Here is a 17,319-nt window from a genome sequence, read left to right on the forward strand (position 1 = left end):
TTAATAAAAACTTTAAATTTTCTTTTAAAAGAAGCCACTTTAATATAGAATATAATCAGAAAATAAAAATATTAAGCAAGGAGGCGAAAAATGGAGTACTTGGCACCCAGCTGGGAAGAAATTTATAATCTATGTCTTGATCTTGCAGATGAGATTAATAAGAATAAGTTTAATCCTGAAGTTATAGTTGGGATTGCACGAGGAGGATGGATTCCTGCAAGAATACTATCTGATCTTCTTGGAAACTCTTATACAGCTAATCTTAAAATTGATTTTTATAGAGGGGTTGGAGAAACTAAAGAAAGACCAATTATAACTCAAACTATCTCAACAATTGTTGAAGGGAAAAAAGTATTAATAGCTGACGATGTGGCAGATAGTGGAAAAAGCTTAAAGGTTGCTAAAGAACACTTAGAACAATGTGGGGCAACTCAAGTAAAAATTGCTACCATATATTACAAACCCTGGTCTATCATTAAACCCGATTTTTACATAAAAGAAACAGAAGCATGGATAATCTTCCCTTGGGAAAGAAAAGAATTTGTATCTAAAATGATAGAAAGCTTAAGAGCGAAAGGACTTAGACATGATGAAATAATGAAAGAAATAGAAAAAAGTGGAATTCCTAAGGATCTAATATTAAGATTTGTAAATGATTTAATAGGAGAAGACTCATGAAAAATGCCATTTCAGCAGGTGGAGTAATTATTAATCCTATCAACAAAAAAGTTTTTATCCTAAAAAGAAAAAATTCTAATTGGGTTCTCCCTAAGGGACATATTGAAAAAGGAGAATCTCCAGAAGAAGCAGCTATAAGAGAGGTAAAAGAAGAAACAAATTTGAATGTGAAAATTATAGATTTTATAGGAAAGACCCACTATATTGCTCCCGCTACAGAAAGACATCCTGAAGAGGACAAAACAGTATTATGGTTTCTTATGGAATCCTATGACTCTAATAATGTTAAAATCGAGGAAGATGTATTCTCAGATGGAAGATTCTTGTATTTTAATGATGCATATAATCTTCTTACCTTCGAGCAAGAAAAAGAAATATTGAGAAGAGGATATGAATTATATATGCTTCAAAAAGGCGAAAAAAAACTTCATGTTTTAATGTTAAGCTGGGAATATCCACCAAGAATTGTAGGCGGACTCAGTAGACATGTGAAAGATCTCAGTGATGCTTTAGCAGAGAAATATACTAAAGTTTCCATCGTAACATGTGGTACAAAAGATGTCCCTTGGGAAGAGCATAAAGAAAATCTCTCTGTTTATAGAGTACCAGAAAAAATAATAGACACCCCCAATTTTATCTCATGGATCTACTTTCTCAATATCTCCATGATGATTAAAGCCTTAGAAATAAACAGAACAAATCCCATAGATATCATACATGCTCATGACTGGCTATCTGCTTTTACTGGATATGTACTAAAACACTCTCTTAAAAAACCTCTTATATCAACAATTCATGCAACCGAACATGGTAGAAATCAAGGGATATATACTGAAGAACAAAAATTTATCCACAATGTGGAATGGTGGCTAACATATGAATCTTGGAAAGTAATTGTATGCAGTAACAATATGAAAGATGAAGTAAAATCTCTTTTTAACTTACCGGATGACAAAATAAAAATTATCCCTAACGGTATAAACCCCGAAAACTTAAAAACCACATTAAATTATAATGAAATAAAAAGCAGATATCTTAGTCAAGATGAAAAAATGATACTCTTCATTGGTAGAATGCATTATCAAAAGGGAGCGGAGTATCTTTTAAGATCTATACCCTATATTAATAATAATTATCCAAAAGTTAAATTCATCTTTGTAGGGACAGGGCCACAACTTGATTATTTAATTGAAGAAAGCAAGAATTTAGGTGTCAAAGAAAAAGTTATATTCACAGGCTTTGTAGATGATAACCTGAGAAATGCTCTACTCCATGCATCTGATATATGTGTTTTTCCCAGTATCTACGAACCCTTTGGGATAGTTGCATTAGAAGCTATGGCTTTAGGAAAGCCTGTAGTAGCAAGTAGGCTTGGTGGCTTTGCTGAGATAATTGAAGATGGAATAGACGGTATACTTTTTGAACCTAAAAATATATTAGATTTAGCAAATAAAATAAAAATGCTTTTATACAATGATGAGTTAAAAGAAAATATTGGAAAAATGGCAATGAAAAAAGCTTTGGAAAAATATTCTTGGAAAAGTATTGCTGAAGAAACTAAAAAGGTTTACTTTGAGATTTATAGAGAATATCTAAAAACTGATTGGTAAGGGAGGTTTTTTCATGAAAGTTGTTGTAATGGCAGGGGGAGAGGGAACAAGATTAAGACCTCTAACCATCACACGTCCCAAACCTATGACCCACATTGTTGGTAAACCTATAATGGAACATATTATTAACCTTCTTTCAGAACAGGGTTTTAAAGAATTTATTGCCACTTTATATTATTTACCTGAAATCATCCAAGAATATTTTAATGATGGGTCCAATTGGAACATAAAACTCGATTATTCTATTGAAGAATCTCCTCTCGGTACAGCTGGAAGTGTAAAATATGCCCTTAAGGATAAGGAAAAGGGAAGAATTTTAATAGTAAGTGGAGATGCCTTAACAGATTTTAACTTTCAAGAAATTATAAGATTCCATGAAGAAAAAAAAGCCTTAATTACAATTGTATTAACAAGTGTAGAAAATCCTCTAGAGTATGGCGTGGTAATTACAGATGATGAGGGAAGAATAGTTAAATTTTTAGAAAAACCCAGTTGGGGAGAGGTATTTAGTGATACGGTTAATACAGGTATATACATTTTGGAACCTGAGGTTTTAGATTATATACCAGAAAATGAGCCCTTTGATTTTAGTAAAGACCTATTCCCAATGCTTCTTGAAAAAGGTGCACCTTTATATGGTTATATAGCAAATGGATATTGGTGTGATATAGGAAATTTAGAACAATTCCTCAAAGCCAATATTGATATACTAACTGGTAAAGTAAAAATAAAGATTCCAGGTAGAGAAATTCTTCCTGGTATCTTTGTAAACGAAGATGTGGACATTTCTCACTCAGCCTTTATTAAGCCGCCCGTCTACATTGGCCAATTTTCAAAAATAAAAGAAAATGCAACTATTCTTGGACCAACAGTTTTAGGAGATTCTGTATTTGTAGATAGCGAAGCCAAGATTCAAAGAAGTGTGATATTTAATAATACCTATATAGGTAAAAAAACAAATATTTATTCATCCATAATAGGTAGTAAATGTAATATAAAAAACTCCGTAAAAATAGAAGAAGGAGCAAGCATAGGTGACAACAATACAATAGGAGATAGAGTATTTATTAATACAGGAGTTAAAATATGGCCCAATAAATATATAGAGACTGGATCCATTGTTAATACAAGTATTGTCTGGGGAAGCCATTGGAGAAAAACCCTCTTTGGTCAAAGGGGAATTACAGGAAAAATAAATATAGAAATAACCCCTGAATTTGCAACTAAAATAGGCGCGTCTTTTGGTACCATACTTCCCAAATCATCTTATGTGGTAATGAGTAGAGATGCAAGGCCAGCTTGTAGAATGATAAAAAGAGCTATTTTAACAGGTATTCTCTCTACAGGTGTAAATGTGTTTGATATAAGGACCCTTCCAATACCCGTATCCAGATATGCTACCCCAAATTTGGATACTGTTGCAGGCGTTCATATAAGAATATCACCTTATGATCCTGAAAAAATATTAATAGAATTTTTTGATAGATCAGGTATTAACATTGATAAAAATACTGAAAGAAAAATAGAAAATACTTTCTTCAGAGAAGATTTTAGAAGAACTTATACAGAAGAAGTAGGAGAAATAAAATTTCCTCCGCATGTAATAGAATACTATACATGGGGATTACTTAAATCAATAGATAAATCAAGTATTGAGAAAAAAAGATATAAAGTTGTAATTGATTATCAAGGAAATAGCGCTTCTTTATTCTTACCCAATATACTCTCCCAATTAAAGATAGAAAACATATCTCTTAACATATATGGAGAAGATACACATAAAATAAAGGTTCCCAATGAAGAAGTTATTAAAATTACAAAGGCTGTTGGGGCTGATTTTGGCTTAATTATCAATAATGACGGTGAAAGTTTCTCAATCATAACACCAGGGGGAAAATATCTTGCAAAAGATGAGTTAATCGCAGTTCTCACCTATCTTACATTAAAACTTTATCCAAACTCGCAAATAGTCATACCGGTGAATATTTCCCAATCAATAGAAAAGATAGCTAATAATTTAGGAGGAAGAATAATAAGAAGCAAAATTTCACCTTCTGAATTAACAAAAACTTTATTAAGAACAGAATCCAAATTTGGAGCTAGTGAAGATGGCCTTATATTTCCTGATTTTCAACCTGTTTTTGATGGAATATATGGTCTATTAAAGTTTCTTGAAATCTATTCAAAGAATAATCTCACACTAAAAGAATTAGTAGAAGAATTACCAGAATATTTCAAAGTAAAAGCTACGGTAGATTGTTATGCAGAAAATAAAGGAAAAATCATGAGAAAGCTTATAGAAGAGAATGCTGAAAAAAACATAGAATATATAGATGGAATAAAAGTATATATAGATGATTCTTGGGTACTTATTATTCCACACCCAGAAGAGCCCGCTCTTATAATATATGCTGAATCTACAACTCTAAAGAAGGCTCAAGAACTATTGGAGGAATTCAGCCAAAAGATTAAAGATTTAAATATAGCTTTAACCTAATTTTAACTTGACATTAATATATCTTCAAATTATCTTAAAATGAGGTAAAATTTTTTAAAAGGAGGCTTAAGAAATGCAGAACCTACTGTGGATTACACCCATTTCAGGCACAATCGGTCTCTTAGTAGCTTTTCTTATTGCAAGAAATATTCTTAAAGAAGAGGTGGGACCTACAGAGATCCAAAAAATCATGAAAGCCATACAACAAGGAGCAGATGCATTTCTAAATCGTGAAATAAAAACTGTATCAATATTTGCAATAATATTCGGTATTTTTATGGCAATAGTATTACAACCTCTATTAGGATTAGCCTTCATCATTGGTGCAGCCTTTTCTATGCTTTCTGGATATATAGGAATGAAGATAGCAACAAGGGCAAATGGAAGAACAACTTATGCTGCCTCTAAATATGGAGTAGGTAAATCTTTGGATATTGCATTTTCTGGTGGAGCAGTTATGGGACTTATGGAAGCAAGTCTAGGAATCTTTGGTTCAAGTTTAATTTACCTCATTCTTAGCAATTTTATGCCAGATCCAAGATTAAAGCTTGAAATTATCAGTGGATATGCATTAGGAGCAAGTTTTATTGCCCTTTTTGCTCGTGTGGGTGGTGGTATTTATACAAAGGCTGCAGATGTAGGAGCAGATCTTGTTGGTAAAGTGGAAGCAGGAATTCCTGAAGATGATCCAAGAAACCCTGCTGTAATAGCTGATAATGTAGGAGACAATGTAGGAGATGTGGCAGGAATGGGAGCAGATTTATATGAATCCTATGTAGGAGCCATACACGCTGGTGCGGTATTAGGATTTGCATACGCTGAGATGAAAGGTCTCCTTTATCCATTCCTTTTTGCAGTAATAGGTCTTTATGCATCTATTATAGGAATCATCTTTACAAAAGTATATGCTGCAAGGAAAAATGCTGATCCTGCTAATGCCTTAAGAAATGGAACCTTTATTGCAGCTATCATCACTATTATTGGATCTTTCTTTTTATCCCAATCACTATTAGGAAATTTAGGTCCTTTCTGGGCAGGTACTATCGGAATTATTGTGGGTATAGCAATAGGTTTAATAAGCGAATACTATACATCTAATAAACCAATAGAAAGAATTGCATATGCCAGTACTACAGGTCCAGCTACTAACATTATAACTGGTCTTTCTGTAGGAATGGAAAGTACATTTCTTACTATAGTTGTTTTAGCAATTGGTATATATTTAGCTTATTTAGCTAATGGCATGTGGGGAATAGGAATCGCAGGAGTTGGAATGCTTGCAACCTTAGGTATTACCCTTTCTGTTGATGCTTATGGACCAATAGCTGATAATGCTAGTGGAATAGCAGAAATGGCCCACCAAGGAGAAAAAGTCAGAGAAATAACAAGCTCTCTTGACGCTTATGGAAACACTACTGCAGCTATGGGTAAAGGCTTTGCTATAGGTTCAGCCATATTAACTGCTCTATCTTTGTTTGCTGCTTTTAAAGAATGGGCTCAGATCCAATATATAGATGTATCAAAGGCATCAGTGCTTGCAGGTACTCTTATTGGTGGAATGCTACCATTTTTATTCTCCGCCCTATCTTTAAAGGCAGTAGGTGAGGCAGCCACTCATATGGTAGAAGAGGTAAGAAGACAATTTAGAGAAATAAAAGGACTTCTTGAAGGAAAATCAGACCCAGATTATGCAAAATGTGTAGATATAAGTACTCGCGGTGCATTAAAAGCTATGATACTTCCAAGTTTAATTATGATATTATCTCCCTTTATTATTGCATTCTTATTAGGAAAAGAAGCCTTAGGTGGTATGCTTACCGGAGCAACTGTATCTGGAGGACTTTTAGCCATATTTATGGCAAATGCTGGTGGAGCCTGGGATAATGCTAAAAAACTAATTGAACATGGTAAATTTGGGGGTAAGGGTTCTGATGCTCATAAGGCAGCTGTAGTAGGAGATACAGTAGGAGATCCTTTTAAAGATACTGCTGGACCTTCAATCAACATATTAATAAAACTTATGGCTGTAATTTCCCTTGTATTCTTACCAATATTCTTTCATTAAAAATTAAAAGACAAGAAAGGGGTGGAAGATATTCTTCCACCCCTTTTTTTATTCTTGACATAAATCTCATATATAATATACTAACCTAAGTCTTTACATATATTTTTGGAAGGAGGGATAACTTGTTCAAGAAACTACCATCACTAATAAACTTCCCACAGATGGAAGAAGAGATAATGAAATTTTGGAAAGATAGAGATACATTTAAAAAATCCTTAGAAATAAGAAAGGGATCACCCAGATTCAATTTCTATGAGGGACCACCCACTGCCAACGGTAAACCCCATGCAGGTCATGTTCTACCCAGAATATACAAGGACCTTTTCCCAAGATACAAAACCATGCAAGGATATTACGTGCCAAGAAAAGCAGGATGGGATACCCATGGGCTTCCTGTAGAGCTTGAGGTAGAAAAAGAGTTGGGTATTAACAGCAAACAAGAAATAGAAAAATACGGGATAGAAGAGTTTAATAAAAAATGTAGAGAAAGTGTATTTAGATACGAAAGAGAATGGCGACTATTTACAGAGAGAATTGGTTTCTGGATTGATATGGATAATCCCTATATTACATTAAGCAATGACTATATAGAATCAGTCTGGTGGCTTTTAAAAAAAATTTGGGAAAGAGGCTTACTTTATAAAGGATATAAAATTGTCCCTTGGTGTCCAAGATGCGAAACAGCCCTATCAGATCACGAGGTAGCTCAAGGTTATAAAGAAACAGAAGATCCATCTATTTTTGTAAAATTTAAGATAAAAAATCAAAATGATACATATTTTCTTGCATGGACTACAACTCCATGGACCCTTATATCTAATATAGCATTAGCTGTACATCCTGATGAAGATTATGTGAAAGTGAAATATAATAACGAATACTACATATTAGCAGAAAAAAGATTAACTTATGTATTTCCAGAAGGAAACTACGAAATAATAGAAAAGTATAAAGGCAAAGATTTAGAAAAAACTTATTATGAACCCCTATTCAATTTCTTACCCATCGATAAAGATTCTCATTATGTTGTACTTGGAGATTTTGTAACCTTAGAAGATGGTACAGGAATTGTCCATATTGCACCAGCCTTTGGAGATGAGGACTTCCAAATAGGGAAAAAATATGATCTTCCCTTCTTACAACCTGTAGATCAAAATGGCAAATTTATAAAAGAGGTTGAACCATGGGCAGGAATGTTCATAAAAAAAGCTGATCCCTTAATCATTGAAAATCTAAAAAATAGGGGCTTATTATTTAAAGAAGAAAAATATCTACACTCATATCCATTCTGTTGGAGATGTGATACTCCTCTAATTTATTATGCCAGAGCCTCATGGTATATAAAAACTACCGCAGTAAAAGAAGATTTACTGAGAAATAATCAAAAAATAAATTGGTATCCAGAACATATTAAAGAAGGAAGATTTGGTAATTGGCTAGCTAATAATATTGATTGGTCGCTAAGTAGAGAAAGATATTGGGGTACTCCACTACCCATATGGATATGTGAGTCTTGTGGACACCAAGAATGTATAGGAAGCTATAAAGAATTAGGTATCACTGATACAAAAAACTTTGATCCTCATAAACCTTATATAGACAAAATTACATTAAAATGTCCAAAATGCGGGGGTACAATGTATAGAGTACCTGAAGTTATTGACTGTTGGTTTGATTCAGGAGCTATGCCAGTAGCCCAATGGCATTATCCTTTTGAAAATGAGGAAGAATTTAAAGCTTCTTTCCCCGCAGATTTCATATGTGAAGCTATTGATCAAACAAGAGGATGGTTCTATAGTCTTCTTGCCATATCTACCTTAGTATTTAACAAGCCTGCTTATAATAATGTTCTCGTGACGGAATTAGTGTTAGATGAAAAAGGCGAAAAAATGAGTAAACATAAAGGTAATGTAGTTGATCCCTGGCTAATATTGAATAAATACGGGGCAGATGCTTTAAGATGGTATATCTTTACTGTAAGTCCTCCATGGGTACCACTAAGATTTTCTCCTGATGCTGTAAATGAAGCCCTTAAAAAATTCCTTTTAACCTTATGGAATACTGTTTCTTTCTTCTCCATTTACGCAGAAATAGATGGTTTTGATCCAACACAAAATAGTATCTCCTTAGAAACACTTGAAGATGTCTCTGATAGATGGATTATATCAAGACTAAATAGCTTAATATTAAAAGTAAAAGATGATATGGACAAATTTAATGCTACTTCTGCAGCAAGATCAATACAAAGTTTTGTCATAGATGACCTAAGTAACTGGTATATTAGATTAAATAGAGAAAGATTCTGGAAATCTGAAAAAGACAATGATAAATGGTCAGCTTATACAACCACTTATACTGTAATAAAAGAGCTTACTAAGCTTTTAGCTCCTTTTATCCCATTTACAACAGAAAAAATATATCAAGAAATAGTTAGGGTAGCAGAAAAGGAAGCTCCCGAAAGTGTGCATCTTTGTGATTATCCTCAAGGAGAAATTAAATATATAGATCCTGCATTAGAAGCAGATATGGAAATAGTTAGAAATATTGTTACTATAGGAAGAATGCTTAGAAATCAAGCAAACATAAAAATAAGACAACCGTTATCAAAGATATGGATAAACACGAAAGGAAATAAAGAAAATCTTGAAAAACTTTATAAATACATAAAGCAAGAACTTAATGTCAATGACGTAATTTTCGATAATCCAGAGGCAAAAGACAATATATTAATTCATCAAGATGATAATCTCCAAGTAGGATTGGACATAACAATAACAGAAGATTTATTAAAGAAAGGAATATTGAGAGAGTTAGAGCATAAAATTCAAATGCTAAGAAAAGAAGCAAAATTAGATTATGCAGATAGAATAAAATTCTACTATCAAGGATCTCCTAAAATAAAGGAAATCATAGAAGAAAACAAAGAAGAACTCTCAGAAGAAATTTTGGCTATTGAAATACATGAAGGAGAAATACCAGATACTGCTTATAAAAAGAATATAAAAGTGTATGATGAAGAGATATTAGTAGGTTTTGAAAAATTATAAAAGGGGGTTTAGGAAAGTGATGAAATTTAAAAAACTATCAATTATATTTATCATAGTAATTTTAGTAACTACTATCTTTTCCTTTTCTTCAACCTTACCAATATCTATAAAAGATGATATAGGAAGAGAAATAACCATTAAAGAGTATCCTAAGAGAATTATATCTCTTGCTCCTTCATCAACTGAAATACTTTTTGAAATAGGCGCTGGAGATAGAGTGGTTGGAGTCACTGATTTTTGTAACTACCCAAAGGAAGCTCAAACAAAAGAGAAAGTAGGAGGTTTTAGCAATCCTAACATAGAAAAAATTATCTCCTTAAAACCAGATTTAATCGTTCTATACAAAAGTTTTCCAAAGGAAGTTTTTAACCAATTGGAAAAATCTCTACCAAATACTTCATTTATTGTTCTTGATCCAAAAACTTATGAAGATGTAATGAAAAATATCATATTAGTAGGTAAGGCCGTAGGAAAAGAAAATGAAGCAAGAAAAGTTTACAACAATATGCTTAATGGATGGTTAGAGATACAAAAAAGAGTTGCTTCTATAAAGAAATCTCCAAAGGTTCTTTTCTTAATTTGGAATGATCCATTTATATCTGTATCACCTTCCACCTTTCTGGGTGATCTTTTGAAAAAACTAAAAGCCAAAAATATTGTAGAAAATAATGAGCCAGAATACCCTGTTCTTAGTTTAGAGTCTATTATCTCAAAAAATCCTGATGTTATAATTATTGGAGAAATGTCAGGTATATCAAAGGAATCCATAATGAATCACCCAATCTTAAAAGATACAAATGCAGTAAAAAATAAAAAAGTTTTTACAGTAAATGATGATTTAGTTTTCAGACCAGGCCCAAGACTTGTGGATGGACTTAAAGTACTCTACAAAACTTTATATGAAAATTAAGCTTTCTTTTTTATTAATACTTTTACTTTTTTTAAGTATTATCTCTGTAAAAATAGGAGATATAAAAGGAAATAATGAGGTCCGGGGAGTCATTATATATAACATAAGGTTGCCCCGGACTCTTTTATCTATTTTTGTCGGTGGAAATCTTGGTATTGCAGGAGCTATTCTTCAGAGTCTTTTCCACAATCCATTAGCAGAACCTCATATTATAGGCTTATCTTCCGGAGCACTATTAGGTACTACCATATATTTTCTTATGGCTGGAAGTACTTGGGATATTGATCCCCTTTTGACACCTTGGTTTGCTATTTTAGGTTCGATTTTCGTGCTATTTTTACTTTTAATCTTTAATCAAAGATTTCAAAGTTCAAATACCTTAATACTTTTAGGTGTATCATTAAACTCTTTATTATCTTCCTTTACTTCTTTATTACTTTTTTTAAAACAAAAAACTTTTCAAGGTGTTTATTTTTGGATTCTTGGAGGCTTTAATGGCAAATCATGGAATCACTTTTATATTCTACTTTATTACTCATTAATAAGCATACCATGGGCTTTCTTGTGGAGAAAAAAATTTAATATTCTATTCCTAAGTGAAGAAGAGATATATAGTCTTGGAATTTCTTTAAAAAAGATCCAACCATTAATAATAATACTTTTAACTATTTTAATAGCCCCATCAGTTGCAGTATCTGGAATGATAGGATTTGTTGGCCTTATTTCTCCCCATCTAATGAGAGTATGGGAAACAGCAGACTACAAGTGGCTAATACCATCAAGTTACCTTGCAGGATCCATCCTTTTATTATCATCGGACATTTTATCAAGAATTCTTTTTTATCCAACAGAAATACCAGTAGGTATAATAACGTCTTTCTTAGGCGTACCATTCTTTATCTATCTTCTTATCAAAAGACAATGATAAAATTTTTAAATGTAAGTGCTGGCTACGAAACCAAGAAAATAGTATTAAAGAATTTTACCTGGGAAACACCCGAAAAGGGTTTTATAGGAATAATTGGCCCTAATGGGGCTGGAAAAAGTACTATTTTTAGATTAATTATAAGGTATATTGTACCTACTTTAGGTGAGATATATTTAAATAATATCAATATTAAAAAATATTCACAGGAAAATTTAGCAAAAATTATAGCTCTTCTTCCTCAAAAGCCTATATGGGAACCCTCTTTATCAGTAGAAGAATATATATCCTTAGGTAGGTATCCTCATCATCCCTCATGGAGACCATTAAGTAAAAAAGATATTATAAGAGTAAATGAAATCATGATATCAACAGATACCATAATGCTTAAAAAGAAAAAATTACATCAACTTTCGGGAGGAGAATTACAAAGGGTTATTATCGCAAGAATATTAGCCCAAGACCCTCAAATTATCCTTCTAGATGAACCTACAAATAACTTAGATCCATATTATCAAATAAGCATCTTAGATAAGATTAGAGAATTAAGCAAAGAAATACTTATTATAGCTAACCTACATGACATAAACTTAGCCTCTTTTTATACAGATTATATCTTAGCTTTAAGAAATGGTATGGCTCTATCCTTCGGGAAGACAAAAGAAGTATTAAATTGTAATCTTTTAAATCAACTCTTTAACATAAGATATACAGAAATAAATTATAAAAATAAAAAAATATTTTTACCTTTTCACATTACCAATCAGGAAGAGAAATCTTAGAAAGCCTTCTATCTATAAGCCAGATTCGTATTATAAGGGCAAGTATACCCCCAAATATCACTTGGGAGAACGTTAGAAGATAAAAGAAAGAAAGAACAACTAAAAAAATCTTCGTTTCATTTTTTTTTGAAGCAAAAATGAAATGTTTACTTAGAGTAATCTCTCCCTTTACACTACCTGGATATTCTCTGTATATCCAAATATTACTTAAAAATCCAGGAATATCTAAATAAAAGAAATATAAAGATAGAGTAAATCCTACAATAACCTCATAGATCTCTTTACTGAAACCTTTTTGAGTTGTAAGATACCATACAAAAAGTACATATATTATAAGAAACAAATTAAGAAACCAAAATATTAGTCCTCTCTTTTTGGGTGTTTCTTTTTCTTTCTTCTCATCCTTTCTCCAAGGGGGGACAATCTCTCCTACTCCTTCTACTTTTATATATTTCTTAGCATCCTCTTCATAAGACATACTTTCCCTTTTTTCCAGTATATCATGAAATATAATCATAAATAAGACTGCCAAAGGAATAAACCATGGTTCATAAATAAGTCCCATTTATTATACCTCCTTATAAGTGAGAGTCTTCATTCTTAAAATAACATTTTTAGGATCTTCCGAACCAAAAATTCCTTGCCCACTAATCAATATGTTTGCCCCAGCGCTAACCACCAAAGGAGCAGTTTTTAAATCAATACCCCCATCTACCATTATATCTAAATTTATCCCCTCCTTAATAGCTCTTTCTCTTAGATCCCTTATTTTTTTAAGACAAAAAGGTAAAAATTCCTGCCCCCCATAACCAGGATTTACAGTCATAAGTAGAACTAAATCCACCTCTCCAAGAAGATAATCCAAAGTAGACAGAGGAGTTGCTGGATTTAAGGTTATAAAAGGACGAACTTTATGCTCTCTTATATATTTTAATAATCTTTGAGGATGATAGGTATTTTCAATATGAAATCCTAAATGATCAGCTCCAGATTCTATAAACATATCTACAAAAAGTTCTGGCTTTTCAACCATAAGATGTACATTAAGAAGTAAATTAAATCTCTTTTTTATCGCCTTCACTAAAGATGGACCATAACTTAGATTAGGGACAAAATGTCCATCCATAATATCAACGTGTAATGCATCAGAATATTCCTCGACAAGTCTTATAGATTTTTCCATATTTAAAAGATCAGCTGAAAGAATTGAAGGAAAAACTTGGACTTTCATTTTACTCTTCCTCAGAAGTATATGTAGATTCAGGAGTATTTCCATAAGAAGACGTGGTAAAGGTATATAAAAGAACCGTTCCACCCTTTTCCATATATATATTAGCTTGAGGGACTTGTTTTACCACATATCCCTCCTTATTTCCAGCAAAATCAACCACAAAACCTGCCCTCTCAAGAATATTCAAAGCCTCTCCCATATCTTTATACCTAACATCTGGAACTTTAGCAAAAGAGGCAGGCATATTTATCCATAAAATTATACTACTTCCTATTGGAACCTTAGTAGTCAATGGATTCTGATCTAAAACCAATAAAAAATCTTTTTTTCTATCCATTAATATACCACCAATCACAATTTTAAAGTTTTTTTCCGATAATATCTTAGAAGCTTCCATAATATTTTTTCCTCTTACATCAGGAGGAACAACAGATTCTACATTTGAAGATACAGTATTCTTAAAAAGGATTATAAAAAGGATAAAGATTAATAGATTTATTCCTATAAGGATATAAAGTATAAGTTCCTTAATTGAAATTTTTTTCATAATTCATCCCCCTCATAATTAAATAAGTTGCTCTTAATTGGCCACATCCAGCCCTAATTTTACTTCCATAAGAAATTCTCAATGTATTATTTATACCATTCTTATCTAAAATCTCTTTAAACTTCCTAATAGAATAAATATCAGAAGGTTCCCATGGATATTCCTTTACTTTATTCCAAGGAATTAAATTCACATGAGCAGGTTTACCCTTAAGAAGTATAGATAGTTTATCTGCATGTTCAATTCTATCATTAAAATCTTTTATAAGCACATATTCAAAAGTTATTCTTCTTTTTGTAACATTTGCATAAAACCAAGCACTTTCTAATAACTCTTCTATGGGATATTTCTTATTAATGGGAATTATTTGATTTCTCAATTCATTGTCAGGAGCATGTAAAGAAATAGCAAGCCTTACTTTAACTTTTTCATTTGCAAGATTATATATCTTTGGAACTATTCCAACAGTAGAAATAGTTATATGTTTACTACCTATTCCAAACCCCCAATCACTGTTGAATATCTCTATAGATCTTATTACTGCATCATAATTAGCTAAAGGTTCACCCATTCCCATAAAAACAATATTGGAAATTCTTTCTCCTTCTTTCCATAACTCTTTTTGAATTGTCAATGCCTGCCCAATAATCTCTTCAATCTTTAAATTTCTTTTCAAACCTATTAGTCCTGTAGCACAAAATTTACAAGAAAAAGAACAACCTACCTGCACTGATATACATATGGTATTTCTATTATGATGTCTTATAAGAACGGTTTCTATATTTTCACCATCTGATAATTGTAAAAGATATTTGAAGGTATTACCTGCATCTTTCTTATCAACAACATGAGGAAGGTCAAAAGAGAAAAACTCTTTTAATTTATTTCTTAGATTCATAGGCAAATTACTCATCTTCTCAGGATCCCATTCTCCTTTTTTATATATCCAATTCAAAATCTGATCTACCCTATAGGATAGCTCATTCCATCCTTTCAATATCTCTAAAAGATTTTCTTTATTTAGTGAAAATATATTTTTAGTACTCACGGCTCAACAAGCTAATAAAAAAACCATCAGTTTTATATTTATAGGGTAAAACTCTAAATATCCCATTAAACTCCTCATATCTATAGGAGAATTTTTCTAAAATAAAATTGGGATTATTTTGGAGAAAAGATAAAACCACACCTTCATTCTCACTCCAAGTAAGCGTACATGTACTATAAAGAATTTTTCCTCCTCTTTTAACTAATTTTCCTGCTCTCTCTAAAATCTTTAATTGTAATTTAGAATTTTCATAAATTTGATCCTTTGATAACCTCCACTTTATTTCGGGTTTATGACTTAAAACCCCTAAACCTGTACATGGAGCATCTAAAAGAACTTTATCAAAAATACCATTAAAAGATTCTGGAATAGATGTAGCATCTATATTTAAAGTCTCTATTATTTTAACTCCTAGCCTTTTTGCATTCTCTTCTACCAAACCTATCCTATTTTTATTAATATCCACAGATACAATTTTTCCCTCATTTTTCATTAATTCAGCCATATGTGTACTTTTAAGCCCTGGAGCAGAACAAAGATCAATAACTTTTTCTCCTGGTTTTGGATTTAATATTAAAGCAGGTAACATAGAAGCTTCACTCTGTACAATGAAATAACCTTCTCTAAATAGGTCCAAATTTTCTAAAAAAACTCCATTTTTCACTATTAAGGCTTGATCAACCAAATAACCATCTTCTACATCAATACTTCTTTTTGTTAATTCTCTTTTCAATTCTTCTTTATTTGTTTTCAATGTATTCACCCTTAAAGAAAATCTCTGAGGTCTATTACTCCAAGACGCTATCTTAATCTTTTCAGTTGTGCCTAAATAATCGTCCCATTCATCTAATATAAAATCTGGAATAGCATATTTTAAATTTTCAGGAAAAGATCTTAAATCAACATTATTTCTATTTTCAATGATTCTTCTTGCAACGGCGTTTATTAATTTAACTTCTCTAGGAGCTTTTTCTTTTGCTACTTCAACGATTTCATTTATTGCAATAGGAAGAATAGTATTTCTAATAAAATATACATGATATACTACTAATCTTAAAAGAATTTTTGCATATAAAGAAAGATTATTTTTTTTAACATATTTTCTCCATATAAAATCTAATGTATCTCTCCACCTCGTAACTCCATAAACTAACTCGGTAATAAGATGTTTTTCATTGATAGAAAGATTATAAATAGGAAGCCTATTCCTCAGAAGAATATTTAAATAGGCTTCCTTCTTTTCTAATTCATATAAAATCTCAGCTGACCTTTTTCTTACCTCCATTAGTCGCGATTTCTCATATTTGCAAGTAAAATAAGACGGAAGAGGTTCAATAATGCAGTTAAAGCAGCAGCAAGATAAGTAAGAGCTGCAGCATTTAAAACTTGCTTTACTCCCTCTGCTTCTTTAGGTGTAACAATTCCCAAAGATAATAAAATCTCACGAGCTCTTTTACTTGCATTAATTTCCACAGGAAGAGTAACAATATAGAAAAGTACAGCCAAAGAGAAGGCCAATATACCGATATTCATGAGACTGGGGCTACCAAATAAAAATCCTAAGAAGAAAAGTGGAAAAGCAAGATTAGTCCCTAAATTAGCTATAGGTACAAGAGAAGATCTAAGAGCAAGAGCATAATAACCTGTAGCATGTTGAACAGCATGTCCAATTTCATGAGCAGCTACACCTACTGCTGCCACAGAATAAGAAGAGTAAACAGGTTCGGAAAGCCTCAAAACCTTTGATGATGGATCATAATGATCTGTGAGACTTCCTGGAGCCATTTCTATTCTCACATCATTTAAACCAAGAGCTCTCAATATTATTTCAGCCGCTTCTCTTCCCGTTAATCTCTTAGAGTTAGGTATCTCTGAATAATATGTAAAGGTCGATCTAACTTTTAAGCTCGCATATATAGACAATAACAATGCAGGTAGCAATATAATATATGTAGGATCCCAAAAGAAAAACATTTATA

The 17,319-nt window shown here is 32.0% G+C and carries 14 protein-coding genes; 8 read left to right on the top strand and 6 right to left on the bottom strand.

Translation table 11 applies throughout. The annotated features are described in order from the left end of the window. Positions 1-90: 90 nt before the first annotated feature. The 8 genes from ACY3JM_RS07595 (at position 91) to ACY3JM_RS07630 (ending at position 12,514) form a co-directional block, all read left to right on the top strand. Complete coding sequence (locus ACY3JM_RS07595) at positions 91-678, top strand: phosphoribosyltransferase (protein WP_463083605.1); 588 nt, start codon at positions 91-93, stop codon at positions 676-678. Further along, entirely contained in the window at positions 675-2,288 is a 1,614-nt protein-coding gene (locus ACY3JM_RS07600; protein WP_463111227.1) for a glycosyltransferase, read from the top strand. Before ACY3JM_RS07595 ends, ACY3JM_RS07600 begins: the two co-directional genes overlap by 4 nt. Positions 2,289-2,301: 13 nt before the next feature. Beyond that, positions 2,302-4,785 carry a sugar phosphate nucleotidyltransferase gene (locus ACY3JM_RS07605; protein WP_463111228.1) on the top strand — a complete coding sequence of 828 codons (2,484 nt, stop codon included), beginning with the start codon at positions 2,302-2,304 and terminating at the stop codon, positions 4,783-4,785. 73 nt (positions 4,786-4,858) lie between these two features. Next, the gene (locus ACY3JM_RS07610; protein ID WP_463083602.1) at positions 4,859-6,850 is read left to right on the top strand and encodes a sodium-translocating pyrophosphatase; all 1,992 of its coding nucleotides are present in this window, start codon (positions 4,859-4,861) and stop codon (positions 6,848-6,850) included. A gap of 122 nt (positions 6,851-6,972) precedes the next feature. Next, positions 6,973-9,897 carry an isoleucine--tRNA ligase gene (gene ileS, locus ACY3JM_RS07615; RefSeq protein ID WP_463083601.1) on the top strand — a complete coding sequence of 975 codons (2,925 nt, stop codon included), beginning with the start codon at positions 6,973-6,975 and terminating at the stop codon, positions 9,895-9,897. 19 nt (positions 9,898-9,916) lie between these two features. Beyond that, entirely contained in the window at positions 9,917-10,807 is an 891-nt protein-coding gene (locus ACY3JM_RS07620) for an ABC transporter substrate-binding protein (protein ID WP_463083625.1), read from the top strand. Then, positions 10,797-11,732 (top strand): FecCD family ABC transporter permease, encoded by a 936-nt coding sequence (locus ACY3JM_RS07625; RefSeq protein WP_463083600.1) that lies wholly within the window; start codon positions 10,797-10,799, stop codon positions 11,730-11,732. The genes ACY3JM_RS07620 and ACY3JM_RS07625 overlap by 11 nt, the downstream gene beginning before the upstream one ends. After that, positions 11,729-12,514, top strand: coding sequence for an ABC transporter ATP-binding protein (locus ACY3JM_RS07630; RefSeq protein WP_463083599.1), 786 nt, complete (start codon positions 11,729-11,731; stop codon positions 12,512-12,514). The genes ACY3JM_RS07625 and ACY3JM_RS07630 overlap by 4 nt, the downstream gene beginning before the upstream one ends. On the opposite strand, the gene ACY3JM_RS07635 is transcribed toward ACY3JM_RS07630, so the two are convergent. From ACY3JM_RS07635 to ACY3JM_RS07660, 6 genes are read right to left on the bottom strand one after another with little or no spacing between them, the layout of a single operon-like run. After that, positions 12,489-13,079, bottom strand: coding sequence for a hypothetical protein (locus ACY3JM_RS07635; RefSeq protein ID WP_463111229.1), 591 nt, complete (start codon positions 13,077-13,079; stop codon positions 12,489-12,491). The two genes, ACY3JM_RS07630 and ACY3JM_RS07635, sit on opposite strands and share 26 nt — an antisense overlap. 3 nt (positions 13,080-13,082) lie before the next feature. Further along, positions 13,083-13,745, bottom strand: a complete 663-nt coding sequence (gene rpe, locus ACY3JM_RS07640; RefSeq protein ID WP_463083597.1) for a ribulose-phosphate 3-epimerase — start codon at positions 13,743-13,745, stop codon at positions 13,083-13,085. A gap of 1 nt (position 13,746) precedes the next feature. After that, a complete protein-coding gene (locus ACY3JM_RS07645) occupies positions 13,747-14,292 on the bottom strand; it encodes a PASTA domain-containing protein (RefSeq protein ID WP_463083596.1) in 546 nt (181 codons plus the stop codon). Beyond that, complete coding sequence (gene rlmN, locus ACY3JM_RS07650; protein ID WP_463083595.1) at positions 14,273-15,340, bottom strand: dual-specificity RNA methyltransferase RlmN; 1,068 nt, start codon at positions 15,338-15,340, stop codon at positions 14,273-14,275. Before rlmN ends, ACY3JM_RS07645 begins: the two co-directional genes overlap by 20 nt. Next, on the bottom strand, positions 15,330-16,625 hold the full coding sequence (rsmB, locus tag ACY3JM_RS07655; RefSeq protein ID WP_463083594.1) for a 16S rRNA (cytosine(967)-C(5))-methyltransferase RsmB: 1,296 nt from the start codon (positions 16,623-16,625) through the stop codon (positions 15,330-15,332). Before rsmB ends, rlmN begins: the two co-directional genes overlap by 11 nt. Next, entirely contained in the window at positions 16,625-17,314 is a 690-nt protein-coding gene (locus ACY3JM_RS07660) for a zinc metallopeptidase (protein WP_463083593.1), read from the bottom strand. The genes rsmB and ACY3JM_RS07660 overlap by 1 nt, the downstream gene beginning before the upstream one ends. Positions 17,315-17,319 lie beyond the last annotated feature (5 nt).

Source organism: Dictyoglomus sp. SSW, from assembly GCF_055181335.1.